31 protein-coding genes are annotated in these 25,453 nt (G+C 66.5%); 17 read left to right on the top strand and 14 right to left on the bottom strand.

Going from position 1 to position 25,453, the window contains the following annotated elements; all coding sequences use genetic code 11:
• Window positions 1-53 precede the first annotated feature (53 nt).
• The 3 genes from U4960_RS02420 to rpoZ form a co-directional block, all read right to left on the bottom strand.
• A complete protein-coding gene (locus U4960_RS02420; protein WP_324262021.1) occupies window positions 54-1,115 on the bottom strand; it encodes a DUF3667 domain-containing protein in 1,062 nt (353 codons plus the stop codon).
• 63 nt (window positions 1,116-1,178) lie between these two features.
• Window positions 1,179-1,910, bottom strand: coding sequence for a ParA family protein (locus U4960_RS02415; protein ID WP_324262020.1), 732 nt, complete (start codon window positions 1,908-1,910; stop codon window positions 1,179-1,181).
• Between the two features lie 145 nt (window positions 1,911-2,055).
• The gene (gene rpoZ / locus U4960_RS02410; RefSeq protein ID WP_324262019.1) at window positions 2,056-2,400 is read right to left on the bottom strand and encodes a DNA-directed RNA polymerase subunit omega; all 345 of its coding nucleotides are present in this window, start codon (window positions 2,398-2,400) and stop codon (window positions 2,056-2,058) included.
• 110 nt (window positions 2,401-2,510) lie between these two features.
• Here rpoZ and U4960_RS02405 point away from each other — a divergent pair, with 110 nt between their 5' ends.
• Window positions 2,511-3,719, top strand: a complete 1,209-nt coding sequence (locus U4960_RS02405; protein ID WP_324262018.1) for a phospholipase D-like domain-containing protein — start codon at window positions 2,511-2,513, stop codon at window positions 3,717-3,719.
• An 11-nt stretch (window positions 3,720-3,730) separates the two neighbouring features.
• On the opposite strand, the gene U4960_RS02400 is transcribed toward U4960_RS02405, so the two are convergent.
• Window positions 3,731-5,251 carry a replicative DNA helicase gene (locus U4960_RS02400; RefSeq protein ID WP_324262017.1) on the bottom strand — a complete coding sequence of 507 codons (1,521 nt, stop codon included), beginning with the start codon at window positions 5,249-5,251 and terminating at the stop codon, window positions 3,731-3,733.
• 137 nt (window positions 5,252-5,388) lie between these two features.
• On the opposite strand from U4960_RS02400, the gene U4960_RS02395 reads away from it, so the two are divergent.
• From U4960_RS02395 to U4960_RS02380, 4 genes are read left to right on the top strand one after another with little or no spacing between them, the layout of a single operon-like run.
• Entirely contained in the window at window positions 5,389-5,883 is a 495-nt protein-coding gene (locus U4960_RS02395; RefSeq protein WP_324262016.1) for a UPF0262 family protein, read from the top strand.
• A gap of 36 nt (window positions 5,884-5,919) precedes the next feature.
• Window positions 5,920-6,621, top strand: coding sequence for a glycoside hydrolase family 25 protein (locus U4960_RS02390; protein WP_324262015.1), 702 nt, complete (start codon window positions 5,920-5,922; stop codon window positions 6,619-6,621).
• Window positions 6,622-6,638: 17 nt separating this feature from the next.
• Window positions 6,639-7,073, top strand: a complete 435-nt coding sequence (locus U4960_RS02385) for a cytidine deaminase (RefSeq protein WP_416379094.1) — start codon at window positions 6,639-6,641, stop codon at window positions 7,071-7,073.
• A 20-nt stretch (window positions 7,074-7,093) separates the two neighbouring features.
• On the top strand, window positions 7,094-7,561 hold the full coding sequence (locus U4960_RS02380; protein WP_324262014.1) for a DUF2867 domain-containing protein: 468 nt from the start codon (window positions 7,094-7,096) through the stop codon (window positions 7,559-7,561).
• A gap of 25 nt (window positions 7,562-7,586) precedes the next feature.
• On the opposite strand, the gene U4960_RS02375 is transcribed toward U4960_RS02380, so the two are convergent.
• Together U4960_RS02375 and U4960_RS02370 are read right to left on the bottom strand one after the other, a co-directional pair.
• The gene (locus tag U4960_RS02375) at window positions 7,587-8,717 is read right to left on the bottom strand and encodes a M14 family metallopeptidase (protein ID WP_324262013.1); all 1,131 of its coding nucleotides are present in this window, start codon (window positions 8,715-8,717) and stop codon (window positions 7,587-7,589) included.
• A complete protein-coding gene (locus tag U4960_RS02370) occupies window positions 8,714-9,331 on the bottom strand; it encodes a DUF4136 domain-containing protein (protein WP_324262012.1) in 618 nt (205 codons plus the stop codon). The genes U4960_RS02375 and U4960_RS02370 overlap by 4 nt, the downstream gene beginning before the upstream one ends.
• Window positions 9,332-9,441: 110 nt before the next feature.
• On the opposite strand from U4960_RS02370, the gene galE reads away from it, so the two are divergent.
• From galE to U4960_RS02355, 3 genes are all read left to right on the top strand, one after another.
• Window positions 9,442-10,455 carry a UDP-glucose 4-epimerase GalE gene (gene galE, locus U4960_RS02365; RefSeq protein WP_324262011.1) on the top strand — a complete coding sequence of 338 codons (1,014 nt, stop codon included), beginning with the start codon at window positions 9,442-9,444 and terminating at the stop codon, window positions 10,453-10,455.
• 89 nt (window positions 10,456-10,544) lie between these two features.
• A complete protein-coding gene (gene ykgO / locus U4960_RS02360) occupies window positions 10,545-10,670 on the top strand; it encodes a type B 50S ribosomal protein L36 (protein ID WP_029941846.1) in 126 nt (41 codons plus the stop codon).
• Window positions 10,671-10,757: 87 nt separating this feature from the next.
• Entirely contained in the window at window positions 10,758-11,384 is a 627-nt protein-coding gene (locus U4960_RS02355; RefSeq protein ID WP_324262010.1) for an HAD-IA family hydrolase, read from the top strand.
• 74 nt (window positions 11,385-11,458) lie between these two features.
• Here the strand turns inward: U4960_RS02355 and U4960_RS02350 are convergent, their stop codons facing one another.
• The gene (locus U4960_RS02350; protein WP_324262009.1) at window positions 11,459-11,800 is read right to left on the bottom strand and encodes a CC_3452 family protein; all 342 of its coding nucleotides are present in this window, start codon (window positions 11,798-11,800) and stop codon (window positions 11,459-11,461) included.
• A gap of 178 nt (window positions 11,801-11,978) precedes the next feature.
• Between U4960_RS02350 and U4960_RS02345 the strand changes: the two genes are divergently transcribed.
• Window positions 11,979-12,524, top strand: coding sequence for a winged helix-turn-helix transcriptional regulator (locus U4960_RS02345; protein ID WP_324262008.1), 546 nt, complete (start codon window positions 11,979-11,981; stop codon window positions 12,522-12,524).
• A gap of 4 nt (window positions 12,525-12,528) precedes the next feature.
• Here U4960_RS02345 and U4960_RS02340 read toward each other — a convergent pair whose 3' ends face one another.
• Entirely contained in the window at window positions 12,529-14,037 is a 1,509-nt protein-coding gene (locus tag U4960_RS02340; RefSeq protein WP_324262007.1) for a YifB family Mg chelatase-like AAA ATPase, read from the bottom strand.
• 153 nt (window positions 14,038-14,190) lie between these two features.
• Between U4960_RS02340 and U4960_RS02335 the strand changes: the two genes are divergently transcribed.
• The 4 genes from U4960_RS02335 to ribA all read left to right on the top strand — a co-directional run bounded on the left by U4960_RS02335 (window position 14,191) and on the right by ribA (window position 17,246).
• On the top strand, window positions 14,191-14,982 hold the full coding sequence (locus U4960_RS02335) for an alpha/beta hydrolase (RefSeq protein WP_324262006.1): 792 nt from the start codon (window positions 14,191-14,193) through the stop codon (window positions 14,980-14,982).
• Window positions 14,983-15,065: 83 nt separating this feature from the next.
• The gene (rpmH, locus tag U4960_RS02330; RefSeq protein WP_130005632.1) at window positions 15,066-15,200 is read left to right on the top strand and encodes a 50S ribosomal protein L34; all 135 of its coding nucleotides are present in this window, start codon (window positions 15,066-15,068) and stop codon (window positions 15,198-15,200) included.
• 166 nt (window positions 15,201-15,366) lie between these two features.
• Entirely contained in the window at window positions 15,367-16,170 is an 804-nt protein-coding gene (locus U4960_RS02325) for an exodeoxyribonuclease III (RefSeq protein ID WP_324262005.1), read from the top strand.
• Window positions 16,119-17,246, top strand: coding sequence for a GTP cyclohydrolase II (gene ribA, locus U4960_RS02320; protein WP_416379093.1), 1,128 nt, complete (start codon window positions 16,119-16,121; stop codon window positions 17,244-17,246). The genes U4960_RS02325 and ribA overlap by 52 nt, the downstream gene beginning before the upstream one ends.
• Window positions 17,247-17,267: 21 nt before the next feature.
• On the opposite strand, the gene U4960_RS02315 is transcribed toward ribA, so the two are convergent.
• The 5 genes from U4960_RS02315 to U4960_RS02295 all read right to left on the bottom strand — a co-directional run bounded on the left by U4960_RS02315 (window position 17,268) and on the right by U4960_RS02295 (window position 20,782).
• Window positions 17,268-18,266, bottom strand: a complete 999-nt coding sequence (locus U4960_RS02315) for a right-handed parallel beta-helix repeat-containing protein (RefSeq protein ID WP_416379092.1) — start codon at window positions 18,264-18,266, stop codon at window positions 17,268-17,270.
• 70 nt (window positions 18,267-18,336) lie between these two features.
• Complete coding sequence (locus U4960_RS02310) at window positions 18,337-18,594, bottom strand: hypothetical protein (protein WP_324262004.1); 258 nt, start codon at window positions 18,592-18,594, stop codon at window positions 18,337-18,339.
• Between the two features lie 28 nt (window positions 18,595-18,622).
• Window positions 18,623-19,657 carry an alpha/beta hydrolase gene (locus tag U4960_RS02305; RefSeq protein WP_324262003.1) on the bottom strand — a complete coding sequence of 345 codons (1,035 nt, stop codon included), beginning with the start codon at window positions 19,655-19,657 and terminating at the stop codon, window positions 18,623-18,625.
• Window positions 19,654-19,872 (bottom strand): toxin-antitoxin system HicB family antitoxin, encoded by a 219-nt coding sequence (locus U4960_RS02300; RefSeq protein WP_324262002.1) that lies wholly within the window; start codon window positions 19,870-19,872, stop codon window positions 19,654-19,656. The genes U4960_RS02305 and U4960_RS02300 overlap by 4 nt, the downstream gene beginning before the upstream one ends.
• Window positions 19,873-19,891: 19 nt before the next feature.
• Window positions 19,892-20,782: an SPFH domain-containing protein gene (locus tag U4960_RS02295; RefSeq protein ID WP_324262001.1), complete on the bottom strand. Its 891-nt coding sequence runs from the start codon at window positions 20,780-20,782 to the stop codon at window positions 19,892-19,894.
• Window positions 20,783-21,067: 285 nt separating this feature from the next.
• On the opposite strand from U4960_RS02295, the gene U4960_RS02290 reads away from it, so the two are divergent.
• Both U4960_RS02290 and U4960_RS02285 read left to right on the top strand, forming a co-directional pair.
• Complete coding sequence (locus U4960_RS02290) at window positions 21,068-22,063, top strand: TerC family protein (RefSeq protein ID WP_324262000.1); 996 nt, start codon at window positions 21,068-21,070, stop codon at window positions 22,061-22,063.
• Window positions 22,064-22,075: 12 nt separating this feature from the next.
• Window positions 22,076-22,858: a universal stress protein gene (locus U4960_RS02285; RefSeq protein WP_324261999.1), complete on the top strand. Its 783-nt coding sequence runs from the start codon at window positions 22,076-22,078 to the stop codon at window positions 22,856-22,858.
• Between the two features lie 33 nt (window positions 22,859-22,891).
• Here U4960_RS02285 and recQ read toward each other — a convergent pair whose 3' ends face one another.
• Window positions 22,892-24,703 carry a DNA helicase RecQ gene (gene recQ / locus U4960_RS02280; RefSeq protein ID WP_324261998.1) on the bottom strand — a complete coding sequence of 604 codons (1,812 nt, stop codon included), beginning with the start codon at window positions 24,701-24,703 and terminating at the stop codon, window positions 22,892-22,894.
• Between the two features lie 126 nt (window positions 24,704-24,829).
• Between recQ and U4960_RS02275 the strand changes: the two genes are divergently transcribed.
• Entirely contained in the window at window positions 24,830-25,129 is a 300-nt protein-coding gene (locus U4960_RS02275; RefSeq protein ID WP_324261997.1) for a hypothetical protein, read from the top strand.
• Between the two features lie 90 nt (window positions 25,130-25,219).
• Complete coding sequence (locus U4960_RS02270; RefSeq protein ID WP_324261996.1) at window positions 25,220-25,447, top strand: hypothetical protein; 228 nt, start codon at window positions 25,220-25,222, stop codon at window positions 25,445-25,447.
• Window positions 25,448-25,453: the final 6 nt, after the last annotated feature.

Below are 25,453 nucleotides of genomic sequence, written 5' to 3'. Positions count from 1 at the left end.
GATCCTGATTTGAAGGGCGTCCGGAGCGATCCGGGCGCCCTTTTGCTTGGGCGTCAGAACGCGCCCAGCACCAGCAGTGTCTGCAGGAACAGCACGATCACCAGGTTAATGAATATTAGCAGGGCGAAGAACCGCCACAGGGCCGAAAACCGGGTCAGGCCATAGGCATGGCGCAGCTGCTTGTAGAGGTGCAGCGGCGCCCCGATTGTCAGCAGGATGGCCGCAATGCCATTGCCCCAGCCGCCCGGGATCACGCCCAGCAGCGACATCGCAATGAACAGCAGCGACATGAAAGCCAGTGAATAGGTCACGAACACCGCGTGATCATAGGCTTTGAACTGGCGCCGCCAGGCAAACAGCAGCCACACGAACGGGATCGACAGCGGGATCAGCAGCCAGCTGAACTTGTAGGCATTGGTCTGGAGCTTGTAGAGCATCAGGCCGGGGTTGGACTTCCATTTCCCGATGATGCCCTCATCGAGAAAGCCGATGCCGGTGACCTTGATGTTGCTCGTATCGATGCCCGCTGGCGCGCTGGCAGCAGCATCGAGCACACCGGTGAGTGCTTCTACCTCGCTATCGATCTCTTCCCGTCTCGGGGCACCCTCCGGCAGGCCGTCGCGTTCCTGTTCCAGCGCGGTGATCTGTTCCTGGATTCTCTTCTCCACAACGGAATTGTCGGTAAAGCCTTCGATCATTCCTTCGCTGAAATCCGTTGGCGCCGTCACCCCGACCATCTGGAACACCGCAAACATCGCAAACACGGTGAACAGGAACATGGCCATCGGGCTGACGAACTTCGCCCGCTCCCCGTCGACATAGCGGCGGGTCAGCTTGCCCGGCTTGAAGGCCAGCAGCGGCAGGGTGTTCCACAGCTTGCCATCGAGGTGGAGCACGCCATGCATGATGTCATGCCCGATCGCCGCCAGGCTGCGGTGGATGTGCGCTTTCTGGCCGCATTCGGGGCAGAACTTGCCGGTGAAGCCGGTGCCGCAGTTGGCGCAGACCGTGGCCGACCCCGCCTGCTCCTGTCCTTCGCCCGCCCCGGGCTCGACCGCGCGGCCAAGCAAGCCGCCTTCGATTGCCGTGCCGATCCCGTCACCCAGCCCGCTCATTGCCCGCCCCCGTGGAACCTGTAACGGCTTGTATAGAGGCATTCTTTGCCCCCGCGATAGCGGCTATTTGCCCGCCAGCTTGCGCTCGATTCCCTGCCACAGCGCGGCGATGCAACGCGCGCCCGGCGACGACCGGGCAAACACCCCCACCGGCGCGCGCCTGACCGCACATTGCTCGATCGCGCTCGACCAGGGGATGACCGGCCAGCCCGGGTTCGCTTCCATCGCCGCCCGGTGCAGGGCCCGCCTGCGGTCCACCATCGACAGCACCGGCAGCATCGGCGGATGCCCCTTGCCCATCTCCCGGACCGCTTCGGCAACCAGTTCGAAGGCCCTGCTCGACAACGGCGAAGGCGGCAGCGGTACCACCACCAGATCGGCCGCGCGCAGCACCTGCGCGCTCACTTCGTTGAGTACCGGCGGGCAATCGAGCACGATCCGGGGGTAGGTCTGGCCCAGTTCCTCCGCCAGCTTGGCCAGGCGGCGCTTCTTGCCGATGCTGGTGAGCTGGCGGTCCAGCGCCCACAGGCTGTCGTCTGCGGGCAGGACATCGAGCAGCGGGTAAGCCGTGGTGCGGATCACGCTGGCCGGATCGCGGTCACGGGCGAACACCCCGCCCGCCCGCTTCTTGCCGGCCGGATCCAGCCCGGTCAGGAAAGCGGCTCCGCCCGCGGCGTCGAGATCCCACAGCAAGGTGCGCTGGCGATCAAGCTCAGCGCTGCACCAGGCCAGGTTTGCCGCCAGCGTGGTTTTCCCCACCCCGCCTTTCACGCTGTAGACCGCAATCACTGCCATCTGCCCAGTCCTCCAAGCCATCACGCCGCGCCGTCAGCCCGCTTCGTGGGCAGGCCGGTACTGTCAGCCGGAATGGAGCTGCGCGCAAGCCAAACGAAAAAGGCCGCCCGAAGGCGGCCTTTCACACTTTGCCAGGAAAACAGGCTCAGCCGTCGTAATCGACCCCGAGCGAGTTGGACCGGGCCGGTGCCGCAGCGGTGATCCGCAGCGCTTCGGCCGACTGGCTGAGCGAGCCGATTTCATCCGCTTCGTCCTCGTCGTCCGGCAGGATCTTCTGCAGGTTGACCACGGCCGATTCGTAGAGGTCGCGCGGACCAATGGTCTGTTCGGCGATTTCGCGCAGCGCCACGACCGGGTTCTTGTCCCGGTCACGATCGATGGTCAGTTCGGCACCGCCGGAAATCTCGCGCGCACGCTGGGCAGCCAGCAGAACGAGATCAAAACGGTTGGGAACCTTGTCGACACAATCTTCGACGGTAACGCGCGCCATCGGGCACTCCAGCAGAACAAGTGGTTTCGGGAAAGGAAGCCCCATAGGCAGCAGCGGGTAAAGAGTCAAGAAATTGCCCCTCACCGCAAATCTCGTCTAGGCAGGTCGCGATGACCGGCGAGCACCCTCCGCATCTGACGCCCGCTGCGGCGGAGCCAGCCGCAGCTTTCCGCGATGAGGAACCCTTTGCGGTTTCCGCACAGGGGCAGGCGCTGACGTTCTATCCTGCCGGGAAAGACCGGCTAGATGCCCTGCTCGCCCTGATCGCGGGCGCCCGCGAGTCCCTGCGGCTGTGCTATTACATCTTTGTCGAGGACGAAGCCGGGCTGCGGGTGCGCGATGCGCTGGTCGCGGCGGTCGAGCGCGGGGTCGATACCCGTCTCATCGTCGACGGGTTCGGCGCGGCGGCAGACGAAGATTCCCCCTTCTTTGCCGCATTCAAGGCAGCCGGCGGGCAGTACCACGTCTTCACCCCGCGCTTCGGGCGGCGCTACCTGATCCGCAATCACCAGAAGATGGCAATTGCCGATGGCGTGCGGGCGCTGATCGGTGGCTTCAACATCGAGCACGGCTATTTCGACCCGCCCGAGACTGACGGCTGGCGCGACCTGGGGATCGGCATCGAAGGCTCGCTGGTGACCGATCTGGTGCGCTGGTACGGCGCGCTGGAACAATGGCTGTCCCATCCCCGGCAGCAACTGCTGGCCATCCGGCGGCAGGTCCGCCGGTGGGAGCCGGGCGATGGTCCGGCGAAGCTGCTGATCGGCGGGCCAACCGAAGGGCTGTCAGGCTGGGCCCGGCACGTCGGGCATGACCTGCGCCAGGGATCGCGGGTCGACATGGTCATGGCCTATTTCTCGCCCTCGGCCGGCCTGCTGCGGCGGATCGCGCGGATCGGGCGGACGGGCGAGGCCAGACTGGTGCTGGCGGGCAAGAGCGACAATCCGGCCACGGTCGGCGCAACGCGCTCACTCTACACCTACCTGCTCAAGCGCAAGGTACGGATCTGGGAATTCGCCCCGTGCAAGCTGCACACCAAACTGATCGTGATCGATGATGTGACCTATCTCGGCAGCTCCAACTTCGACATGCGCAGCCTGTTCCTCAACCTGGAACTGATGATCCGGATTGACGATGCTGTCCTGGCCGAGCGGATGCGCGGCTTCGTGGCTGGGCATCTGCCCTGGTCGGAAGAGATCGTGCTGGCCGAACATCGCCGCCGGGCCACCCTATGGAACCGGCTGCGCTGGGGCCTGTCATGGTTCCTGGTGACGGTGGTCGACTACACTGTCAGCCGGCGGCTGAACCTGGGGCTCTAGGGGCGCAGGACCTATTCGAAGTCCGAATAATCGCGCCGCTCGGGCGAGCTGAACTTGGTGAACTCGCTCTGGAAGTGCAGCGGGACATTGCCGGTCGACCCGTGCCGCTGCTTGGCGATGATCAGGGTTGCCTTGCCCACCAGCTCCAGGTGGTGCTGCTCCCACGCGTCATACTTTTCGCGCACTTCGGGCGAGCTGGTCGCGTCGGGCGTGTCGGGCTTGAGCGAGTTGTGATAATACTCGGCCCGGAAAATGAACCAGACCATGTCGGCGTCCTGCTCGATCGAGCCCGATTCGCGCAGGTCTGACAGCTGGGGCCGCTTGTCTTCGCGGCTTTCGACCGCACGGCTGAGCTGTGACAGCGCAATCACCGGCACGTGCAGTTCCTTGGCCAGCGTTTTGAGGCCGCGGCTGATTTCGGAAATCTCGTTGACCCGGTTGTCGTTGGCCCGGCCCGAACCCTGCAGCAGCTGCAGGTAATCGACCACCACCATGCCGATATCGTGCCGCCGCTTGAGCCGCCGGGCCCGGGCGCGCAGGCCGGCAATCGTCAGGGCCGGCGTATCGTCGATGTAGAGCGGCAGCTCGGCCAGTTCCTGGCTGACGAAGGAGAGCTTCTGGAAACGCGCCCTGTCAATATCGCCCGACCGCAGCGCTTCGCTGGAGATCTCTGCCTGCTCCGACAGGATACGGGTGGCGAGCTGGTCCGCGCTCATTTCCAGGCTGAAGAACGCCACCGCCGCACCGGGCGAATTCTCGATTCCCGCCCGCCGGTCATGCATCAGGCGGGCCGCGGCGTTGAAGGCGATGTTGGTGGCGAGCGAGGTCTTGCCCATCCCGGGGCGCCCCGCCAGGATGATCAGGTCAGAATTGTGCAGGCCCGAGGTTTTCTCGTTGATCGCATCCAGACCGGTGGTCTTGCCCGAAAACCGGCCGCCGGAATTGAGCGCCGCCTCGACCAGCTTCAAGGCCCCGAAGGACGCGTCCTTGAAGCTTTGCGCTTCGCTGCTGGTCGTGGCGCCTTCGGCCACCCGGTAGAGTTCGGCCTCGGCCTGTTCGATCCGCTCCTTGGGCGAGACCTCCTGCGAGGTATCGAGCGCGCCCTCTACCAGGTCGCGGCCCACGGTGATCAGCTGGCGCAGCAAGGCCAGGTCGTAGATCTGCTGGGCCAGTTCGCGCGGGGCGAGGAGGCCGTGGCCATCCGCCGTCAACCGGGCGAGATAGGTAATGCCGCCCAGCTCGCGCATGGTCTCGTCGCTGTCGAAATAGGGCTTGAGCGTAACCGGGGTGACCACGGCATTTCGGTCAATCAGGGTCAGGACCCGCTCATAGATCCGCTGGTGCAGGGGTTCGAAAAAATGATCCGGGCGCAACGCGATCGGCAGTTCCTCGATCACCGAATTGTCGATCAGGACCGCACCGAGAAAAGCCGCCTCGGCCTCGATATTGGCCGGCAGGCTGCGGCCGGGCGCCACGGAGCTGACCGGCTTGAGGCCTGATTCGGTGCGGATCATGAGGTCATTGTCGGCCATGGGCAGCCTTGTGGGCGCAGCAAACGCGCATCGCAAGGTCCCCCCGGTGCATGATTGCCGCAGGACACTTGTGGATATCGGGGATGACCATCGAAACACTTGCCCCGCCCCCTGCGCTTCTGCGAAAGGCAGGTGGCATGACCGCTCCGCTCTCCTCCTGGCGTATCAGCCACATCGCGCTCGACGAGGATACGATCCTGTGGCGCAATGCCGATGTCGAGCAGGAGCGTCGCGTGGCGATCTTCGACCTGATCGAGGAAAACACCTTCAAGCCGTGCCGCGCTGCCGAAGCGGGCCACAATGGCCCCTACCGGTTGCGGCTGGCCGTGCAGGACGGGCGGCTGGCGCTCGATATCCGCGACGAGGCTGACAATCCGCTCGAGATGCTCCTGCTCGGCCTCGCCCGGTTCCGCCGCCCGATCCGCGAATATTTTGCCATCTGCGACAGTTATTACCAGGCGATCCGCAAGGCCACCCCGGCCGAGATCGAAACGATCGACATGGCCCGCCGCGGCATTCACAACGAAGCGGCCGAGCTCCTGCTCGAGCGGCTGGAGGGCAAGGTCGAGACCGATTTTGCCACGGCGCGGCGGCTGTTCACGCTGATCTGCGTGCTGCACATCAAGGGTTGACGGAAGGGCGGGCAAAGCAGCCCGGGCGGGAATTTCATGGGTCGCAAACGCAAGGGATCAGGCTGGGGTGCGCGTGCGCTGGCGCTGCTGGTTCTGCTGGCACTGGCCGGCGGTGCCTGGCTGTGGTGGCACGTAACCCACTGGACCCCGGCCGAGGCCGCATTTCCGGACCAGGGCATTCTGGTGGGCGAGGGCGAAGGCGCGGTCAGCTTCCGCACGGCGGCCGCGCTGGGGGCGGGTTTTGCCTACCTCGAGGCGAGCGACGGCGCGGCAGGGCAGGATCGCCGGTTCGCCCGCAATCTGGCCGCAGCGCGCGAAGCCGGGCTCCAGGTCGGGGCGGTCCACCGGTTCGACCCTTGCGCGATGGCCGGCGGGCAGTCGGCCAACTTCGTCACCCTGGTGCCGCGCGGGACCGGGATGCTGCCACCCGCGATCGCACTGGAACGCACGGTGGATGCCTGTGGCGGCGAAGTGCCCGATGCAGCAGTGGCAAGCGAGCTGATGACCCTCATCAACCAGATCGAAATGCACGCGGGCAAGCCGGTGATCCTGATGCTGGGCAAGGACTTCGAGCAGCGGCACCCGATTGCCGCCCGGATCGAGCGCAACCTGTGGGTCACCGGGACCCGGTTCGAACCGACCTACAGCAAGCGCCCGTGGCTGTTGTGGACCGCCAACGAGGCGCTCGAAAGCGCAGCCGGTGAAGAGCCGGTTCGCTGGGTTGTCGCGCGGCCCTAGGAATGAAGGACGTAGCCATGAGCGCCATTGAACTGCCTGAATCAGAAATGCCCGATGCCGAACTTGTCCAGGCTGCCCGCGCGGCCGCCGAACAATCCTATTCGCCCTATTCCCGCTTCGCCGTCGGCGCGGCGCTGCGCTTTGCCGATGGCAGCGTGGTGACCGGGACCAATATCGAAAACGCCAGCTATGGCCTGGCACTGTGCGCCGAAACCGTGGCCGTGGCCAAGGCCATGGCAGAGGGGGTGCGCGGCGGGCTGGAAGCGGTCGCGGTGGTGGGCCCGACGGCGGACCCGATCACCCCGTGCGGGCGATGCCGCCAGGTGCTCAACGAACTGGCGCAGCTCGGCGGGACCGACCCGGTCGTGCTGTGCGTCGGCGCCGAGGAGGTCCGCAGCATTCCCCTGTCAGTGCTGCTCCCCCACGCTTTCGGTCCGGCAAGCCTGGGCTGAGCCGAACGAAAGAGCGCGCCGTGATCAGAACGCTGGGGCCGGTCGCCACGCTGGACTATCATGACAGCCAGTCGGTGACACTGGCCCGTCCACTCGCGCCGCTGCAGGCGTGGAACATGATCATGGCAAGCCCTCAGCCCTTGCTCGGGGCCGCCTTCCGCATCCGCGATGCGATTTCCGCCCGCTTCGGCGTGAAACGGATTGGTGGCTTCAGCGGACAGCGGGTGAGCGAGGTTTCTGCAGGAGACTATCTCGACTTCTTCCTGGTTGAGGAAACCACGCCCGAGCGGCTGGTCCTGACCGAGCGGGACCGGCACCTTGACGTGATGACGTGCGTTTCCTGCGCCGGACCGGTCCTGACAATCACGTCTTCGGTCATCACCCACAACCGGTTCGGTCGTGCCTACATGGTCCCGGTGGGGCTTGCGCACCGCCTGATCGTGCGAAACATGCTCGCCCGGTTGCGCCGATCGGTGATGACGCAGTGAGGTGCGGGACATGGTGCGGAGCGGATCAGCCCTCCAGCCATTCAAGCAGCGCGCCCATGCAATCAGCACCCAGCTGGCGGCACCGTTCCGGGCTCCAGTTCTGCGCCGCATCGGGGGCGTCGTCATGGTCCTTGTACGGCATTTCGAGGGTCATGGCGCAGGCACCAAACCGGTGCGCAACCTGAGTCGTGCACATGGTCATGTTGGCTTTGCCCGCGGCAGAGACCGGATAGCCCCGCTTTTCCTGGAAATCGGGCGTGCGCCGCGCGAGGATCGCCCGATAGCGGGTGAAACGGCCAAGATGCTCTTCGGCCAAGTCCGGAATGCCTTCGTAACCGGCCAGGAAGCAGGCCGGGATCGCTTCATCGCCATGCACGTCCATCGCGAAATCCACCCCGGTTGCATCCATCGCATTGCGGATCGCGAGCACTTCGGGTGACTTTTCCGCGCTGGGGCTTTCCCATTCACGGTTGAGGTTCACCCCCACTGCGTTGGTGCGCAAGTGGCCGCGGCGCGAACCATCGGGATTGCAGTTGGGCACGACATGGAACGTGCAGCGGCAGCGCAGTTCGCGCGCCACCGCGCTCGCCGGGTCGGTCATCAGGTCAAGCATCCCCTCCATCCACCATTCGGCCTGCGTTTCGCCGGGATGCTGGCGGGCGGTCAGCCACACGACTGTCTCGCCTTCGCCGAAGCTCAGGCAGTCGATCGGCTGGCCGTCCAGCGTGGTGCCGAGATGGCGGTAATGCACGCCATCGCTTGCCGCTGCCTGCGCTACCAGATCGTGGTGCCGCTCCATCGAGTAGGGCGCGAAATAGGCGAACCAGGCAAGGTCAGACTGCGGGGTGTAGTGTATCGTCAACGTGCCGCCATCCTCGGCAGGATCGTAGCTCGTGGGGGCGGCAGCCCAGTATTCCCGGTCTTCCGAGACGCGGGCGTTGTACCCGGGCCAGCCAAGCGGATAGGCCGATCCTTCAAGGCCGGTGATCTTGAGCGTCAGCGCCTGCCCCGCCGCGCCACTGGCGCGGAAATGGAACCACTGGCGGAATTCGGACATGGTGTCGGCCCGGACAGCCAGGCGGGCCGTCGTCCCGTCGAGCGAGAGAACTTCGATATTGCCGCTGTCGAACTGGCCGTCGATCTGGATCTGGGTCACTGTGTCACTTTCACTTCTACGGTTTCGCCGTTCGCACCGGGAAAGTCCCGCAGCAAGGCACTGGCCATTGCATCGGCGTTGGCCTGACTGGCAGCAAGCGGTGAATCGGGGCTTACCGAAAATTGCGCGCGGCCTTCCCAATATGTCGTACCGGTTGCCTTGTCACGGATCATCACCCCCAGCCGGGTGACAAGCTGTTCACGCTTGCCGCCGCCGCCAAGGTTGATGCCCAGACCAAGACCCAGTCCCGAGCCCCAGCTGCCGGTCGACCCGCCCACCCCCACGCTCACCGGGCCGCGGCGTGTACTTTCGCCCGCCGAGGTGAATTGCTCGATCCGCAGCTGCGCCACCTGCTCGGCGGCCTCGCGCGGCGTTTCGCGATACCCGAGTCGTGCCAGCTCCCGTGCGATTGCGGCCTTGTAGGGTGCAAGCGCCAGCGCTTCCCCGTCCTGCCCGGGCGCGCTCTCGACGAAAACCGTCCCCTGCCCGAGGCGGGCGGATGCGTCTGGGGCCACGAAGCGGGTGACTTCGACCGGGCCGGCAACGGGCGTCGTGGCGCAGCCCGATGCTGTCAATGCGGCTATGGCGAGCGCCGAAAGCGGGAACATTTTCATGGTGCGACTCCTTCTGGATGAGTCTAGGCGCATCCCGCGAGGTGTGCCAGCGATGGGCCAGCAATGCGGAAGCAATCTTCTGCAAACGACTTCGACGTAAAGGGTATCCCATGAACGCACTCTCTCGCCCTTCCGTCCTCGTTACCGGCGGTGCCGGATATATCGGCAGCCATGCCGTGCTGGCCTTGCGCGATGCGGGCTGGCCGGTGGCGGTGATCGACAATCTCGTGACCGGATTCCGCTTCGCCGTGCCTGACGGGGTGCCGTTCTACGAGGGCGATATCGAGGACGCCGGCCTGCTGGCCCGGATCTTTGCCGAGCAGGGAACAGGCGCGATCATGCATTTTGCAGGGTCGGTGGTGGTGCCGGAATCGGTGTCCGATCCGCTCAAGTACTATCACAACAACACCGCCAAGACCCGGGCGCTGATCGCGGCGACGGTCGCGGCGGGGGTGCCGCATTTCATCTTCAGTTCGACCGCAGCCACCTATGGCGTGCCTGACACGCCCAGCGTGACCGAGCAGACCCCGCAGGTCCCGATCAATCCCTATGGCTGGTCCAAGCTGATGACCGAGCAGATGCTGGCCGATGTATCCCTGGCCCATCCGTTGAACTACGGGGCCCTGCGCTATTTCAATGTGGCTGGTGCCGATCCCCAAGGGCGGACCGGGCAATCGACCGCAGGTGCGACCCACCTGATCAAGGTCGCGGTGGAAGCAGCACTCGGCAAGCGTGACCATGTGGCCGTGTTCGGAACTGACTACGGCACGCCCGACGGAACCGGGGTGCGCGATTACATCCATGTCTCCGACCTGGCCGATGCACACGTCCTGGCGCTCGAGGCGCTGATGGCCGAGCCAGCACGGTCGCTGCGGATGAACTGCGGCTATGGGCGCGGGTTCTCGGTGCTGGAGGTGCTCGATGCGGTCGGGCGCGTTTCAGGAAAGCGAATCGAACGGCGGATGGAACCGCGCCGGGCGGGCGATCCGGGCACGCTGGTATCCGATCCGGCGCTGCTGCGCGCCACCCTGCCCTGGCAGCCGCGCCACGCTGATCTCGATACGATCGTCAGCCATGCCCTGGCATGGGAGGAACGCCTGTCTGCCATCCGCGCAGACGGTTGACTCAGCGGCGATCACCCCCTAGTGGCGCGGGCTGATCGTACGGCATCGGAAGCGTGTTCCGGTGCCGGATTTGTTTCCGGGATAGACCAATGAAAATCCGTAACAGCCTCAAGTCGCTGAAAGACCGCCACCGGGATTGCCGCGTGATCCGCCGCCGTGGCCGGACTTACGTGATCAACAAGACCAACCGCCGCTTCAAGGCGCGCCAGGGCTGATCCAGCCCGATTGGCCCGGTTTTGCCGGGCAGACAACCGGCCTGCCTCCCCAGCGGAGTGCGGGCCGTTTGCATAGGGGGCAGTCCCGTGCAGCCAGTTGATGTGCCCGTAGAGGCTGTCGTGTTCGATGTCGGGCGGGTGCTCTATCAGTGGCAGCTGCGGACACTGTTCGAGAAGCTGATCCACGATCCGGCAGAGCTTGACTGGTTTCTGGCCCACGTGGTGACCGAGGAATGGCATTTCCAGCATGATGCCGGGCGCCCGCTGGCCGAGATGGTCCCCGAACGGCAGGCCGCATTTCCCGGCCACGCGCACCTGATTGCCGCCTATGCCCAGCGGTTCAACGAGACGATCCCGGGGCCAGTGCCCGGCAGCCTTGAACTGGTCGGCCTGCTCGCGGCGGCGCAGGTGCCGCTATACGCCATCACCAATTTCGGGGCGGAGTTGTGGGCCATGTTCCGCCCGACAGCCCCGGTGTTTGACCATTTCCGCGATATCGTCGTGTCCGGTGAAGAAAAGCTCGCCAAGCCCGACCCGGCGATCTTCCGGCTGGCCGAGCGCCGTTTCGGTCATTCCCCCGGGGCCATGCTGTTCATCGACGACAATGGTGCCAACATCGCGGCTGCCGCGGCGCTTGGTTGGCAGGTTCATCACTTTTCCGAAGCCGCTGCGCTTCAGCGGGACCTTGCCGGGCGAGGCCTGATCGCCGGATAAAAAACGGCCCCCGGAGCGGTGCTCCAGGAGCCGAGTGCCACCCGTGATGGAGAGGACGGGGGTTATTCGGATAATCAGCCGTTGCACTTGGCCAGCTTGTCTTCAGCCAGAGCTTCGCCCTTGGCCGAGAAGCTGGCGATGGTGCCGACTTCGCGCGACAGCTTGCGGCACATGGTGGCCGGAGCAGAGGTGCCGCGCGGGGCAACGCAGCTGGTGCCTTCGCAGCGCCACACCACGCCGCCGCCGATGACGCGGGCATCCTTGGCGGGGGCGGCCAGTTCGGCGCTGTAATAGGCGCCGGCCGACTGGGCCATGGCAGGAGTGGGGGTGAGCGTCGCGCCGAAGGTCAGGGCGGTGTAGAGTACGGCAGCGCCGAAAGCGGCCGAAGTACGGAAACGGGGGAGGGAGAGGGTCATGAGTCGCTTTCCTGTGACAGGTCATTTGGGGGCTTGGCCAGCTCCCATTCAGGTTTCGAATGGCAACTGGTTGCGAATCGCTACCTAATGAATTAGATTGCAGGTTGCAACTAGAAACTTAGTTTCGGTTTTGCGTTGGCGCAGAACACGCTAGAACCGGGACGGGGAAGGAATGCCAATGGGTGATTTGCGAGAGCCGCTGCGCGATCTGACAGCTTGCGGGCTGCCCGAAGCGCTGGAGGTGATGGGCGAGCGGTGGAGCTTCATGATCCTGCGCGCCAGCTTCAACGGGCTGCACCACTTCGAGGAATTCCTGAGCGAACTGGGCATTGCCCGCAACATCCTTTCCAACCGTCTGGCCCGCCTGGTCGAGCATGGCATCCTTGATCGCGCGCCCTGTGCGGAGGACCGCCGCCGGATCGAGTACCGGCTCACCGAGAAGGGCTTCGACCTGCTCCCGGCCATGCTCGCGCTGCGCCAGTGGGGGCAGAAGTACGGCCACGAAGTGATCGAGAACCCGGTGCTGGTCGACGAGCTGGACCGGTTGCCGATCGGCCCGGTCTCGATCCTGGCCCACGATGGCCGGATTCTGGGCCCGGCTGACTTGCGCCTGGTCAAGCCGGAAACCCTCGGCCTGCGGGCCGACGGGTCACGCGCAGAGGCGGGCCAGCGGCTGGAACTGGGCAGCTACGCCGAAGACCCGGCGATCCGCGCCGCAGAGTAGAGCCTCAGGCCCTTGGTGCCTGCCTGCGATAGCTCAATGCTTCGGCCACGTGGATCCGGCCGACCCCCTCGACCCCGGCCAGATCCGCAATCGTGCGCGCCACCCGCAGCATCCGCGTATAGCCCCGCGCGCTGAGCCGCATGGCCTCGGCAGCCTGCATCAGCAGGCGCCGGCCCGGCTCATCCGGCGTGGCAAACCGCTCAAGCGCCTCGCCTTCCAGTTCGGCGTTGGTGCGCGCGCCGCTTTCAACGCTGCGGCCGGACTGGACACTGCGCGCCCGCGCCACCCGCGCGGCGACCTCTGCACTGCCTTCGGCCGGCGGGGGCAGGGCGAGGTCGGCGGCGCTGACCGGATCGACCTCGACATGCAGGTCGATCCGGTCAAGCAGGGGGCCGGAAACGCGGGTCTGGTAGTCTGCCGCACAACGCGGCGCGCGGGAACAGGCCAGCGCGGGATCGCCCAGATGCCCGCAGCGGCACGGGTTCATCGCTGCGACCAGCTGCACCCGCGCGGGAAAGGTGACATGGGCATTGGCCCGCGCGACATCGACATGGCCGGTCTCCAGCGGCTGGCGCAGGCTGTCCAGCACCGCGCGCTGGAACTCGGGCAATTCGTCCAGGAACAGGACGCCGAGGTGCGCGAGGCTGACCTCGCCCGGCTTCACCTTCAGCCCCCCGCCCGTGAGCGCCGCCATGCTGGCCGAATGGTGCGGCGCGCGGAACGGGCGGGTGCGGCTGATCCGCCCGCCTTCGAGCAGGCCCGCGACCGACTGCACCATCGAAACCTCCAGCGCCTCGGGTGAGGTCAGCGGCGGCAGGACCCCGGGCAGGCACGAGGCCAGCAGGCTCTTGCCCGCCCCCGGCGGCCCCACCATCAGGAGGTTGTGCCCGCCCGCCGCCGCAATCTCCAGCGCGCGCTTGGCCACTTCCTGCCCCTTGACCTGCTTGAGGTCCGGCCCCGGAGCCGGGGCCTCGACCTCGCCCGGCGGCGGGTCGGGCAGGCGGCTGGTCCCTTTCAGGTGATTGAGCAGCGCCACCAGGTCTGGTGCGGCGACCACCGGGATGTCGCTCGCCCAGCGCGCTTCGCTCCCTTGCGCCGCTGGGCAGATCAGCCCGGCTTCCTCGCTGCTGGCGTGGAGCGCGGCGAGCAGCACGCCGGGCGAGGGCACGACCCGGCCATCCAGTGCCAGTTCACCCACCGCCACGAAGTCCCCCAACTGCTCGGCATCGGTCACACCCATTGCGGCGAGCAGGGCCAGCGCCACTGGCAGATCGTAATGGCTGCCTTCCTTGGGCAGGTCGGCAGGCGAGAGGTTGATGGTGATCCGCTTGGGCGGCAGCGCCAGCCCCATGGCAGAGAGCGCGGCCCGCACCCGCTCCTTGCTTTCCCCCACCGCCTTGTTGGCGAGGCCGACGATGTTGAACTGCGGCAGGCCCGGCGCGATCGAGCACTGCACCTCGACGCTACGCGCTTCCAGGCCGAGATAGGCAACTGTCCTGACGAGTGCGACCACGCAAAATGCCCCATTGGTCTGCGCAGGCGAGGCCTGAGCAGAATGCGCGATCGGCGGGTCTTGTCGCAAAGCCCCGAGTCGCGGTCAACATCGCGGTCAACCTTCTGGCAAGGATATCGGTTGGGCATTCGGCAAGTGCAGGCGGCGCACAGGATGACCATGCGATTTCTGACCTGCCTTGCTGCTGCACTTGCCCTGCTTGCCACGCCCGTGGCTGCACAGGTGGCAGGGTCGGTTGCCGGGCCGGGTGCGGGGCAGGTGCCGTCAGACCGGCCCGAGGGGCTGACCCACCTGATGTTCGCCCAGTGGCGCATGGCCCCGGCCCCCGCGGGTGGTGCCCGGTTTGTCCCGCTTCATGCCGCAGTCGAGCGCGACGCGGTCGCCCGCTACGGCCCGTTCCGGGTAATCGACGGGAAACGCGCCGCGCTGGTCGATGTAACCGATTCGGCCAGCCCGGCGCAGTTTGCCGCGATGCTGCGCGACCATCCCGGCATCGCCACCCTCGAACTGGTCGAATGCCCCGGCACCGAGGATGACCGCGCCAACCTGAAACTGGGCCGGATGATTCGCGCCGCGGGCCTGGCAACCCATGTCCCGGCCGGGGGGTCGGTCCGCTCCGGCGCGGTCGAACTGCTGCTGGCGGGCACACAGCGGCGGATTGATGACGGAGCCGAATTTGCCGTCCATGCCTGGATTGCCGAGGACGGGCGCGAGGCGCACCAGTTCGCCGCCGGTTCGGCAGAGCACGCCGGGTACCTTGCCTACTACCGCGAGATGGGCATGGCGGATGGCGAGGCGCGTGCGTTCTATGACATGACCAATTCGGTCGGTTTCAACCAGGCGAAGTGGCTTGGCGCTGCAGAAATGCGGCGCTGGCTTGGCGAAGCTCCGGCTGCTGCGGCACCGCGCCTTGCCTATCTTGACTTGGGGGCGCTGCTGCCGTAACGGCCCTCCCACACAGGCGGTCGCCTTCCGGGGCGGCCCTTTTTCGTTTTGATGACGTCATCTGAACCAATACCGAGGTACCCATGAAGCGGACATTCCAGCCCAGCAATCTCGTTCGCGCCCGTCGCCACGGCTTTTTTGCCCGCAAGGCAACCCCGGGCGGCCGCAAGGTGCTGCGTGCCCGTCGCCGTCGCGGCCGCAAGACCCTCTGCGCCTGAACTGACGCCAGCCGATTCGGGTTCGCCCGGTTCGGCTACCTGGACCGGCGCCTGAAGCGCCTTTGAACGGCCCGCCATCGGTGGGCCGTTTTTCCTGTCCGGCGTGAACTCCGTCGTTAACAAGGCGGGTTGGACAAACCCGCACCGTCTGCCTATCGCGCGTGCCATGGCCAGCCCGACTGTCTCTATCGCTACCTGGAACATCAACTCGGTCCGCCTGCGCATCGACCAGGTGGCGCGGATGCTGGGCGAGCAGCGGCCCGACGTGCTGTGCCTGCAGGAAATCAAATGCCAGGAAAGCCAGTTCCCGGCCGAGGCGCTGGCCGAGCTGGGTTATGTCCATCAGGCAGTCCACGGGCAGAAGGGCTATCACGGAGTCGCCACCGTCAGCCGGATTCCCCTGCGCGAACTGTCCCGCAATGACTGGCAGGACAATGGCGAGGCGCGCCATGTTGGCGTGGAACTGCTCGGTCCGGGGCAGGGGCTGGTGCTGGAGAACGTCTATATCCCGGCCGGGGGCGACATTGCCGACCGCGAAGTGAACTCCAAGTTCGGGCAGAAGCTCGACTTCCTCGAACGCATGACCCGCTGGGCCGATGCGCTGGACCGGCCCACGCTGATCGTCGGCGATTTCAACATCGCGCCGCTGGAATGCGACGTCTACGACCACAAGGCCCTGCTCAAGGTGGTCAGCCATACGCCGGTCGAGGTCGAGACGCTGGGCCGGTTCCGCGACGCCCATGGCTGGGTCGATCTGGGCCGCCAGCTGATCCCCGCGCCGGAGCGCAACTATTCCTGGTGGTCCTATCGCAGCTACTGGCGGCAGAAGGACCAGGGGCGCAGGCTTGACCATATGTGGGCGAGCCCCGAGCTTGCCCCGCAGGCGGTCAGCCATCGCTTCGTCGAGGAAACGCGGCGGTGGGAGAGCCCGAGCGACCACGTGCCGCTGATCACGGAATTCGCCCTCTGAGCGAGGAACCGGCATCCGGCCCGTCGCCCGCGCGGCGGGTGGCGCAGGCGGTCGATGCCTTGCGGCACGGCTGGGCGCTGGCGCTGGAGGGTGGGCCGGTCCTGCTGCCGATCGAGACAGGCGTTGCCACTGCGGCTACCGCGCATCAGCTGCTCATCTCTGCCGCGCGCGCGGCCACGCTGAAACTCGCCAACCAGCGCGAAGCAGCCGTGCCCCACGCCCCGGTGCTGATCCATGGCGGGGAGCCCTTCACGCTGCGCAGCGCGCTGCCCGTGGCCGATCCGGCGCTGGACCTCGCCAACCCGCTGCAAGGCCCCTTCAAGGCCGAGCCCATTGCCTGGCAGGCACAGGCCGAGGCGGCGCTGGAACTGGCCCGGATCGCCGGGATCCTGCCCGCCTTCATGGTCGACCCGGCTGAGGCGGGCGAGCCGGTTGCCGTCGGCGCGGGCGATCTGGCCCACTGGCAGGATCATGCCGCCCTCCGGATCGTCACCCGCGCGCACCTGCCGGTGCGTGCCAGCGAGACCGCGGAAATCGTCGCCTTCCGCAGCGCCGATGACTTGCGCGAGCATGTCGCACTGGTGATCGGGCAGCAGCAGGGTGATGTGCCGCCGCTGGTGCGGCTCCATTCGGAATGCCTGACCGGCGATATTCTCGGCAGCCTCAAGTGCGACTGCGGGCCGCAGCTCGATGCCGCGCTCCACGCCATGGCGCACGAAGCGGCGGGCGGCGGCTGGGGCGTGCTGCTCTATCTGCGGCAGGAAGGGCGGGGGATCGGCCTGATCAACAAGCTGCGCGCCTATCGCCTGCAGGACCAGGGGTTCGACACGGTCGACGCCAACCAGCGCCTGGGCCTGCCTGACGAAGCGCGCGACTTTCCGGTTGCCGCCCGGATGCTGGAATTGCTGGGGGTCCGATCGATCCGGCTGATGACCAACAACCCCAAAAAGGTTGGCGCGATCGAAAATGCCGGGGTCAGTGTCGCCGAACGGGTGCCGCACCAGTTGCCCGACAACCCGCACAATGCCCGCTATCTCGCCACCAAGCGGGACCGCTCAGGGCACCTGCTCAGCTGAATTCGGCAGCCGAATTCGTCGTCAGCGTTTTTCGAAACTCTTGAGCCCGGTGCCGAGGTTGTTGTCGGCAATCGCCAGCCGGTCGCCGGTCCAGTCCGCCACGAAGGTGGTGCTGCGGCGCAGCGCCGGAACCAGCCGCGCGTCGTTGCCGGCGATCTGCAATCCGTCCGAGCCGCGCAGCACATCTTCCGCGCCGACCGCGATGAAGGCGGAGTAATTCTCCTTGTCGCGCCCCTGGACGAACCAGTTGTTGGTGATCTGGCCGACCGCGCCGGCCGGCAGGTCGATCATGTAGTTGGTGGCACGGCCAGCCGAATCGTCGAAGCTGGAGGCGGCAATCTCGACCCGGGCGGCGCGCGCCTTGACGTAATGCCCGCCGGTGCCGCGTTCGAAGCGGCTGCGGGTCACCCGCAGCTGGCCATAGTTGCCGATGTAGATCGAGTGGGCGCACCCGGCCGAATTCTCGCACGTGCCGAGGCCCGAGAAGGTCGACTTGTCGATCACGATCCGGCCCGAGGGGTCGTCAGCGGTCAGAATGCCCTGCTGGCTGTCGGCGAACCAGCTCTGGGTGACGGTCAGGTTGCCCTGCTCCAGCCGGATGCCGGCCCCATTGCCATCAGCCACGGCCATGCGGCGGAAGACGAGCCCGGAGACTTTCGCCTCGCGCCCGCGCAGCACCAGCGCCGCCTTGCCTTCACACGTGCCGCCGTCGAACACGGCCGCGCCCGGCTGGGTGGCGAGGAAAGCGATCGAGCCGCCTTCCTGCACAGCGCAGTCGCGATAGGTGCCGGGCGCAATGGCGATGGTGCCGGTGCCCGATCCGATCGCATTGACCGCCTCCTGCAGGGTGCCGAAACTGTCGCCGGTTTCAGCCACGGTGAACGGCTGCGATCCGGTCTGCGCGATGACCGCAGCAGCGGGGATCATGGCGACGGCGACAACGGCCAAGGCACCAAACAGCCAGCTGGACAGCGGCGCCGTGGCGGTGGTGGCGTAAGGAGGGCGGGCAGGCTTTTCCATGCCGCCCATCCTAGCGCCAAAGGTTTAACGTGCGGCTAAGGATGCGCCGGGTTCGAACCCCCGAGCGGCATCAACCGCGCCATTTCCATTCCCCGCGGGTGCGGGCCTTTGCGATCATGACCACCCCCACCGTCGACGCAACCATGCCGGCCACGCCGAGCACAAAGCTCGTCACGTCGCCCCGTGTCATCAGCAGGCCCAGCCCGATCATCAGGACAAGGTGTGACAACAGAAGCACCCAGCCCTGCCATGCAATCGGCAGGCCCGCGCCGTAGCCAAGCTTCTTGGTTTCGAACCAGTATCCCTTTTCAAAGAACTTGTGCAGCATTGCCCTTCCCTCCTGATGTCATGTCGCGTCAACGCGTGCGCCGCATACCCGCCCTGTCAGCCGGCGCCGCCGAGCCCTGCTGCATGAACTCCGCCACCGCATCGACCACGCGCGGGTCAAGCGGCAAGGCGGTGTCAAAATAGGTGCGGTAATTGGCGGACAACCCTTCGCCTTCGACCCGCTTGAGCGTGTGACTGACGCCGTCCAGCACCAGCAGGCGGGCATCGGGGCGGGCCGCAGCCAGCGCCTGCCCGTCGGCCAGAGCGACCTGCAGATCACTGCCGCCCTGCACGATGAGCATGGGCAGCACCGTTTCCCCCGCCAGCCTGGCCGGATCGCGGGCCATCGCATCGATCAGGAAACCCTGCACCTGCGGCGCAAACAGGGGAAGCAGGAGTGGATTGATCTCCTCTTTCGCCACGGTCTGGCCCTGTTCAAGGCGGGCAATATGGCGCCCCGCTTCTTCGGCCACGGGCGCATTGGCGGGATTGCGGGTGATCTGTTCACGCAGCAGGGTTCCGAGCGGCCGGCCCGGAGCGGCCAGCAGGATCACGCCGCAGGTTGATTCGGGCGACCGGGCGGCGCTTGCCAGAGCAACCAGCCCCCCTTCGCTGTGGCCGATCAGCCAGACACAGTCGCGCGCCGACCGGGCCAGAGCGGCAGCTTTCCACCGGGCGATGTCGGCCACGTAATCGTCAATTGTCACCGCGTTGGGATCAGCCACTGCGCCCGCGCTGCCGAACATCCCGCGCTTGTCGATTCGCAGCGTGCCGATGCCGCGCTGCGCCAGACCTTCGGCCAGCAGGCGATAAGTGGACGAGGCGAGACCGGCCGGATTGTTGCCGTCACGGTCGGTCGGCCCCGATCCGGGGATGATCAGCGCCACGGGCTTGCCCTGCGCAGGCGGCCGATACGTTCCTTTGAGCGAACCCAGCGGTCCGGGTGCTTCCAGTTCCATACCTGCACTATCGACCCGGGGCCCTCCCGGTTCCGCACCCGCCGGCACGGTTGCAGCCAGCAGCAGGGCACCGCAGCCGATTAGCCGGTGCATCCATCTGATCATCTGTCGTCTCCCTTCACTGTAGCCGGCGGACGGCCCCGTCTTGGGGCAGGGGTTCTGACCACTTCGATCCCGCGCGTCCTGAGCGCCTCATGCAGCAGAATCTCGATCTGGGCATTGAGCGAGCGCAATTCGCCAGCCGCCAGCCGCTCGACCGCAGCGTGAACCGCAGGGTCGAGACGGAGAGCGAAGGATTTCCGGGATGAGTTGGTGGGCATGGTGGGCTGGTGCGGCGCTCTATTGGTAGAGCGTCCCTGCATTGACCACTGGCTGGGCTTCCCGGTCCCCGCACAGAACCACCATCAGGTTGGACACCATCGCCGCCTTGCGCTCGTCATCGAGGTCGACGATGCCGTCCGCGCTGAGCTTTGCCAGCGCATCCTCCACCATGCCCACCGCGCCGATCACCACTTTCTTGCGCGCCGCGATCACCGCGTCGGCCTGCTGGCGGCGCAGCATTGCCCCGGCAATCTCCGGCGCATAGGCCAAGTGGGTCAACCCGGCCTCGTCGACCACGATACCGGCGACCTTGAGCCGTTCGTTCAGCTCCTCGCACAGCTCGCGGTTGACCACGTCGGCGCTGCCACGCAGGGTCGTCTCGTCCTCGTCGCTCATGTCGTCGTAAGGGTGCCGCGCGCCGACCGTGCGCAGGCCGGCCTCGATCTGGATCTCGACGAATTCCTTGTAGTCATCGACATCGAACACCGCCTGGGCAGTGTCGGCCACGCGCCAGACGACGTTGCAGGCGATTTCAATCGGGTTGCCGCGCAGGTCGTTGATCTTGACCCGTTCCGAATGAACGTTGTGCGCCCGGACCGACAGCTTGGTGCGCATCATCCACGGCCAGACCCAGCGCAGCCCGCCGGTCCGCTCGGTGCCGCGATAGGCCCCGAACAGGGTCACCACCACCGCCTGGTTGGGTTGCAGCATGAAGAACCCGCACAGGATCAGCAATGCCGCAACTGCGGCGGGAATGATCAGCGCCAGCTTCAGGCCCACGTTCTCGAAACCGAGCGCGAGAACCCCCACGATGATCGCGGCAAGCATAACCGCCAGCAGGACAAAGCCGTTGCTGGTGCGGGCGCCGGATTCGCGGCTGGCCGCCATGGAACCTGGTAAAGCTGACATTGATGAAACCCCCTGATTAATTCTGATATCATATTAATGTCAGATTACGATTAGTGTCAATCCCCCCTTGAAGCCGCGGATGGACAGGCCCATTGGGGAGAAGCGGACCGGGCCCCTCTGGCGCCTGCGGTTGCCCTTCGGGTGGTCGCGGCGCGATGTCGGACCGCAATCGGATAGTGCCGACTCAGCGCAGCACAGGGCCAGTCTGACCCGCCGGCTGAGTGGCTCCACAAGCCCGGCGCCTCCGATCGAACGAGACCGAAACCGCGTTTCAGGGAGCTACCCTTGCCCGAATTCCTCCTCGCCGACTGGCTCGGTACCCCGGTATGGTTCTGGGGCGTGTTCATCACCCTGGTGCTGGCCCTGACCGCTTTCGACCTGGGCATCCTGCACAAGGAAGACCGCGAACTCGGCATCGCCGAATCGCTCCGCCTGAGCGTCTTCTACATCGCAGTGGCGATGGTTTACGGCGTGTGGATCTGGTTCGAGCGCGGGGCCGACCTCGGCATGAAGTACTATACCGGGTACTTCATCGAAAAGGCGCTCTCGATCGACAACGTGTTCGTCATCAGCTTGATCTTCACCTACTTCGCGATCCCGCGCAAATACCAGTACCGCGCCCTGTTGTGGGGCATTCTCGCCGTCATCGTGCTGCGCGGGCTGATGATTGCGGGCGGCGCGGCGCTGGTCGAGCAGGCTTACTGGGTGCTCTACCTGTTCGCCGGCTTCCTGATCGTGACCGGGGTGAAAATGCTGTTCACCGACGACAGCGATCCGGACCTGGCCAACAACGCGGCGATCAAGTGGATTGCCCGGCACATGCGGGTGACGCCCGATCTGCACGGGCAGAAGTTCATCGTCCGCGTGCCGGACGCGAAAACCGGCAAGCTGGCGCTGGCGGCGACCCCGCTGCTGCTGGCGTTGGTGGTGATAAACCTCGCCGACCTGGTGTTCGCGATCGATTCGGTGCCGGCGATCTTTGCCATCACCACCGACACGTTCATCGTCTACACCAGCAACATCATGGCCATCCTCGGCCTGCGCGCGCTCTACTTCGCGCTGGCTGCGATGATCCACCGCTTCCACTATCTCAAGTATGCGCTGGCGGTGGTGCTGATCTTCATCGGCTCGAAGATCTTCGTTTCCGATTTCCTGCTGGGCGGAACCAAGTTTCCGCCGCTGCTCAGCCTGGGTGTAACCCTGGGCCTGATCGCGGCGGGAATCGGCTATTCGCTGTGGAAGACCCGCGGTGACGAAACCGAGCCAGCGGCCAAGGCATAAGGAAAGCGTATCATGAGCCTTCGTTCGATATTCCTGTTTGCTCCCGCCGAAACGGGCAGCGCGCAGGCCGGTCCGTCTGCCCTGGCGATCGATCTTGCCCGCAACCACGGCGCCACTCTCACCGCCTTTGTCGTGCCGCTCGATGTGACCACGCCGGGGCGTGACACCGATGCAGCGGCAGTGGCCCAGGGTATCGCCGAAGCGGCGCGGACGGCCGGCGTCGATTGCCAGACCGTGACCAGCCACTCTCATGCGATGACGGTGCACGAGGCCATCTGCCAGCAGGCCCGGCTGCACGACCTGATCGTGACCGGGACGGATGACAGCAGCATGCTGAGCGAGCGCAACATTGCCGAGCATTTACTGTTCGAAAGCGGCCGCCCGGTGCTGCTGGTGCCGCAGAGCCATGGCGCGGGCGCAGGCGGATCGCAGGCTGCCGTGGCCTGGGACAGCACCGCAGCTGCAGCGCGGGCGCTGGGCGATGCCGTGGCCCTGCTCGATCTCGATGCGGCCGATTTCCTCACCATCAGCGGCGAGAAGGACCTGCCTGCCGATCTGGCCGAAAGCCTGCTGGTGACCACCAGCGCCCGGCGCGGGTTGACAGCCCGCCACAGCGTGGCCGAGCTGGGCTCGCGCAGCATTGCCGCTGCCTTGCAGGACGAGGCCCATGCACGCGGCGCCGCGCTGCTGGTGATGGGCGGGTTCGGCCATTCGAACCTGCGCCGCTGGGTGCTTGGCAGTGCGACCAGCGATCTGTTCGCCGGCCTGACAATGCCGGTCCTGCTGTCCCGCTGATCGGACAGCGGGCGGCGGCTCAGGCCGTATGATTCAGTGCCGCATGATCACGTCGAGGAAGTATTCCCCGTAGGCATCCAGCTTGCGGCTTCCGACGCCGGGGACTTCGCCCAGCTCTGCCAGCGATCCCGGCCGCAGCCGCACCATTTCGCGCAAGGTGGCATCGTGGAAAATGACGTAGGGCGGCACCTGCGCATCCTTCGCCAGGTCCCGCCGCAGCTCGCGCAGGGCATCGAACAGCGGGTCGCCCACCGGGTTGGCCTCGGCAGCGGCCTTGCGCTTGCCCTTGGGCGGCAGCACGATTTCCACCGTGCGTTCGCCTTTGAGGATCGCCCTGGCATCACCAGCCAGCGCCAGCCCGCCATGCTCGTTCGCCGCCAGGCAGCCCCGCGCCTGCAAGGCCCGCGCCAGCGGCTGGAGCAGGCGGGCTTCGTCTCCCCCGACAATCCCGAACACGCTCAGCTGGTCATGCCCGCGCTGACGGATACGGTCATCGCTGGCACCGGTCAGCACTTTCTGGATATGGCCGAGGCCGAAGCTCTGCCCCGTGCGATAGACCGCCGAGAGCAGCTTGCGCGCGGTATCGGTCGCGTCGGTCACCCCGGGGGCTTCAAGGCAGTTGTCGCAATTGCCGCAGGCAGCGGGCGGGTCCTCGCCGAAATGGCGCAGCAGCACCGCGCGGCGGCAGCCCGCCGTCTCCACCAGCCCGGCGAGCGCATCGAGCCGGACGCGCTCCCCGGCCTGGCGCTCGGCCGGAACCTCGGCCAGTCGCTGGCGGGCCATGGCAAAGTCGCCCGCACCCCACAGCAGCAGCGCCTCGGCCGGATCGCCGTCGCGCCCGGCACGGCCGGTTTCCTGGTAATAGGCCTCGATCGACTTGGGGATGCCGGCGTGGGCAACGAAGCGCACGTCGGGCTTGTCGATCCCCATCCCGAAGGCGACGGTGGCGACCATCACCATGTCCTCGCTGTCGACGAAAGCGGCCTGATTGGCCGCGCGCACCTCAGGCTCCAGCCCGGCGTGGTAGGGCAGCACCCGGCGGCGGGTGGCGGCGGCCAGCTTGTCCGCCAGTTCCTCGGCCTTGCGGCGGGTGGGCACATAGACAATCCCCGGCCCGGGATGCGCCGCCATCAGGGCCGTAAGCTGGCGCACCGGGTTATCGCGGTGGCGCAAGGCATAACGGATGTTCGGCCGGTCGAACCCGGCCACGATCATGCCCTGTTCGGGGATGCCGAGCTGGGCGAGAATATCGGCACGGGTGCGCGCATCGGCAGTCGCCGTCAGCGCCAGCCGGGGCACGCCGGGATAGAGGTCCATCATCGGGCCAAGCAGGCGGTAATCGGGGCGGAAGTCGTGCCCCCATTCGGACACGCAGTGCGCCTCGTCGACGGCAAACAGGGCCAGCGGAGCGGAGCCGAGCAGATCACGGAAACCCGGCTGGCTGGCCCGCTCTGGTGCCACATAGAGCAGGTCGAGCGCCCCGGCCCGATAGGCCTCGACCGTCTCGCGCCAGTCTGCATCCTGGCTGGTCAGCGTGGCTGCGCGGATGCCGTTGGCACGGGCGGCCCGCAGCTGGTCATGCATCAGCGCGATCAGCGGCGACACCACCACGCAGGTGCCGGGCAGCATGGTGGCGGGAAGCTGGTAGGTCAGCGACTTGCCCGCCCCGGTCGGCATCACGGCCAGGGTCGATTGCCCGGCCAGCACGCGCTTGACGACATCGCCCTGCCGCCCGCGAAAATCGCTGAACCCGAACAGGGCCTGCAATCGCGCGCGCGCCTGTTCGAGCGTATCGGGCCCCGGCTGGTCAGGCGCGGGCGCAGTGGGATTGTCTGACAGCGGCATGGCCCGGCGGCGATGGCACAGCGGGGCAGTGCAGGAAACCGTGGGCAGGCCGTTTTCCCGTTTGAAGCGTTCCGGCGCCCGCGCTATTCAGGCCCGCAACCCATCCACCACTCCAGGGAGATACTCATGAAGACAATCCTCAAGGCCGCCGCCGCTGCCGCTTTCGCACTTTCGCTGGCTGCGTGCGGCAGCGCCGATGACGCCTCCGAAGAAGCCGAAGCCGACACCGTCGAACTGCCTGCCGACGAAGCCATGGCTGATGTCACGGCCGAGCCGGTCGCCGATCCGGCTGCGACCGCCACTCCGGAACCGGCTGGCGAAGATGCCGCCAACCAGTCGGCCGACGAGGCCGGTGCTGCCGCTGAAGAAGCTGCCGCTGCAGTCGCTGCCGCCGCTGCGGAAGAAGCCGAAGCCGCCACCGAGTAAGCGCTGCATCGGGCAAGGAAACAGGGCGGGCGGATCGGGCAACCGATTCGCCCGCTTTTCCTTTGCGGCGCGTCCGCTATGGTCGCGCCCATGATGCGTTTCGGAACGATACTGGCCGTGCTGGCTCTGGGCGGTTGCGGACCGTCCGGGAATGACCCCGGGCCGGGCGGGGTGACAGTGGACGAAGCCCGCGCACTCGACGAAGCCGCCGAGATGCTCGAGCAGCGGCGCTTGCCGCCCGAAGCGCTATCCAATCCCGCAGTTGAGGGCGAAGCAACCAGCGCCGAAACGCCCGCTCCGGCACCGCCCGCACAATAATAAACA

The sequence above is a fragment of the Altererythrobacter sp. H2 genome, from assembly GCF_035319885.1.
Classification (GTDB): domain Bacteria; phylum Pseudomonadota; class Alphaproteobacteria; order Sphingomonadales; family Sphingomonadaceae; genus 34-65-8.
This window is presented reverse-complemented; position numbering and strand designations above follow the sequence as displayed.

Bases quoted from the DNA above. Each gene is read 5' to 3' on its own strand.
- U4960_RS02300 (WP_324262002.1), bottom strand. From the start codon at position 19,872: ATGCCCACCAACTCATCCCGGAAATCCTTCGCTCTCCGTCTCGACCCT.
- U4960_RS02395 (WP_324262016.1), top strand. From the start codon at position 5,389: ATGACCGCTCCGCTCTCCTCCTGGCGTATCAGCCACATCGCGCTCGAC.
- U4960_RS02405 (WP_324262018.1), top strand. From the start codon at position 2,511: ATGACCGGCGAGCACCCTCCGCATCTGACGCCCGCTGCGGCGGAGCCA.
- U4960_RS02275 (WP_324261997.1), top strand. From the start codon at position 24,830: ATGAAGACAATCCTCAAGGCCGCCGCCGCTGCCGCTTTCGCACTTTCG.
- U4960_RS02345 (WP_324262008.1), top strand. From the start codon at position 11,979: ATGGGTGATTTGCGAGAGCCGCTGCGCGATCTGACAGCTTGCGGGCTG.
- U4960_RS02420 (WP_324262021.1), bottom strand. From the start codon at position 1,115: ATGAGCGGGCTGGGTGACGGGATCGGCACGGCAATCGAAGGCGGCTTG.
- galE (WP_324262011.1), top strand. From the start codon at position 9,442: ATGAACGCACTCTCTCGCCCTTCCGTCCTCGTTACCGGCGGTGCCGGA.
- U4960_RS02385 (WP_416379094.1), top strand. From the start codon at position 6,639: ATGAGCGCCATTGAACTGCCTGAATCAGAAATGCCCGATGCCGAACTT.
- U4960_RS02285 (WP_324261999.1), top strand. From the start codon at position 22,076: ATGAGCCTTCGTTCGATATTCCTGTTTGCTCCCGCCGAAACGGGCAGC.
- U4960_RS02315 (WP_416379092.1), bottom strand. From the start codon at position 18,266: ATGGAAAAGCCTGCCCGCCCTCCTTACGCCACCACCGCCACGGCGCCG.
- U4960_RS02390 (WP_324262015.1), top strand. From the start codon at position 5,920: ATGGGTCGCAAACGCAAGGGATCAGGCTGGGGTGCGCGTGCGCTGGCG.
- U4960_RS02325 (WP_324262005.1), top strand. From the start codon at position 15,367: ATGGCCAGCCCGACTGTCTCTATCGCTACCTGGAACATCAACTCGGTC.
- U4960_RS02415 (WP_324262020.1), bottom strand. From the start codon at position 1,910: ATGGCAGTGATTGCGGTCTACAGCGTGAAAGGCGGGGTGGGGAAAACC.
- U4960_RS02305 (WP_324262003.1), bottom strand. From the start codon at position 19,657: ATGATCAGATGGATGCACCGGCTAATCGGCTGCGGTGCCCTGCTGCTG.
- U4960_RS02400 (WP_324262017.1), bottom strand. From the start codon at position 5,251: ATGGCCGACAATGACCTCATGATCCGCACCGAATCAGGCCTCAAGCCG.
- U4960_RS02310 (WP_324262004.1), bottom strand. From the start codon at position 18,594: ATGCTGCACAAGTTCTTTGAAAAGGGATACTGGTTCGAAACCAAGAAG.
- U4960_RS02270 (WP_324261996.1), top strand. From the start codon at position 25,220: ATGATGCGTTTCGGAACGATACTGGCCGTGCTGGCTCTGGGCGGTTGC.
- rpoZ (WP_324262019.1), bottom strand. From the start codon at position 2,400: ATGGCGCGCGTTACCGTCGAAGATTGTGTCGACAAGGTTCCCAACCGT.
- U4960_RS02350 (WP_324262009.1), bottom strand. From the start codon at position 11,800: ATGACCCTCTCCCTCCCCCGTTTCCGTACTTCGGCCGCTTTCGGCGCT.
- U4960_RS02295 (WP_324262001.1), bottom strand. From the start codon at position 20,782: ATGTCAGCTTTACCAGGTTCCATGGCGGCCAGCCGCGAATCCGGCGCC.
- U4960_RS02370 (WP_324262012.1), bottom strand. From the start codon at position 9,331: ATGAAAATGTTCCCGCTTTCGGCGCTCGCCATAGCCGCATTGACAGCA.
- U4960_RS02335 (WP_324262006.1), top strand. From the start codon at position 14,191: ATGACCATGCGATTTCTGACCTGCCTTGCTGCTGCACTTGCCCTGCTT.
- rpmH (WP_130005632.1), top strand. From the start codon at position 15,066: ATGAAGCGGACATTCCAGCCCAGCAATCTCGTTCGCGCCCGTCGCCAC.
- ykgO (WP_029941846.1), top strand. From the start codon at position 10,545: ATGAAAATCCGTAACAGCCTCAAGTCGCTGAAAGACCGCCACCGGGAT.
- recQ (WP_324261998.1), bottom strand. From the start codon at position 24,703: ATGCCGCTGTCAGACAATCCCACTGCGCCCGCGCCTGACCAGCCGGGG.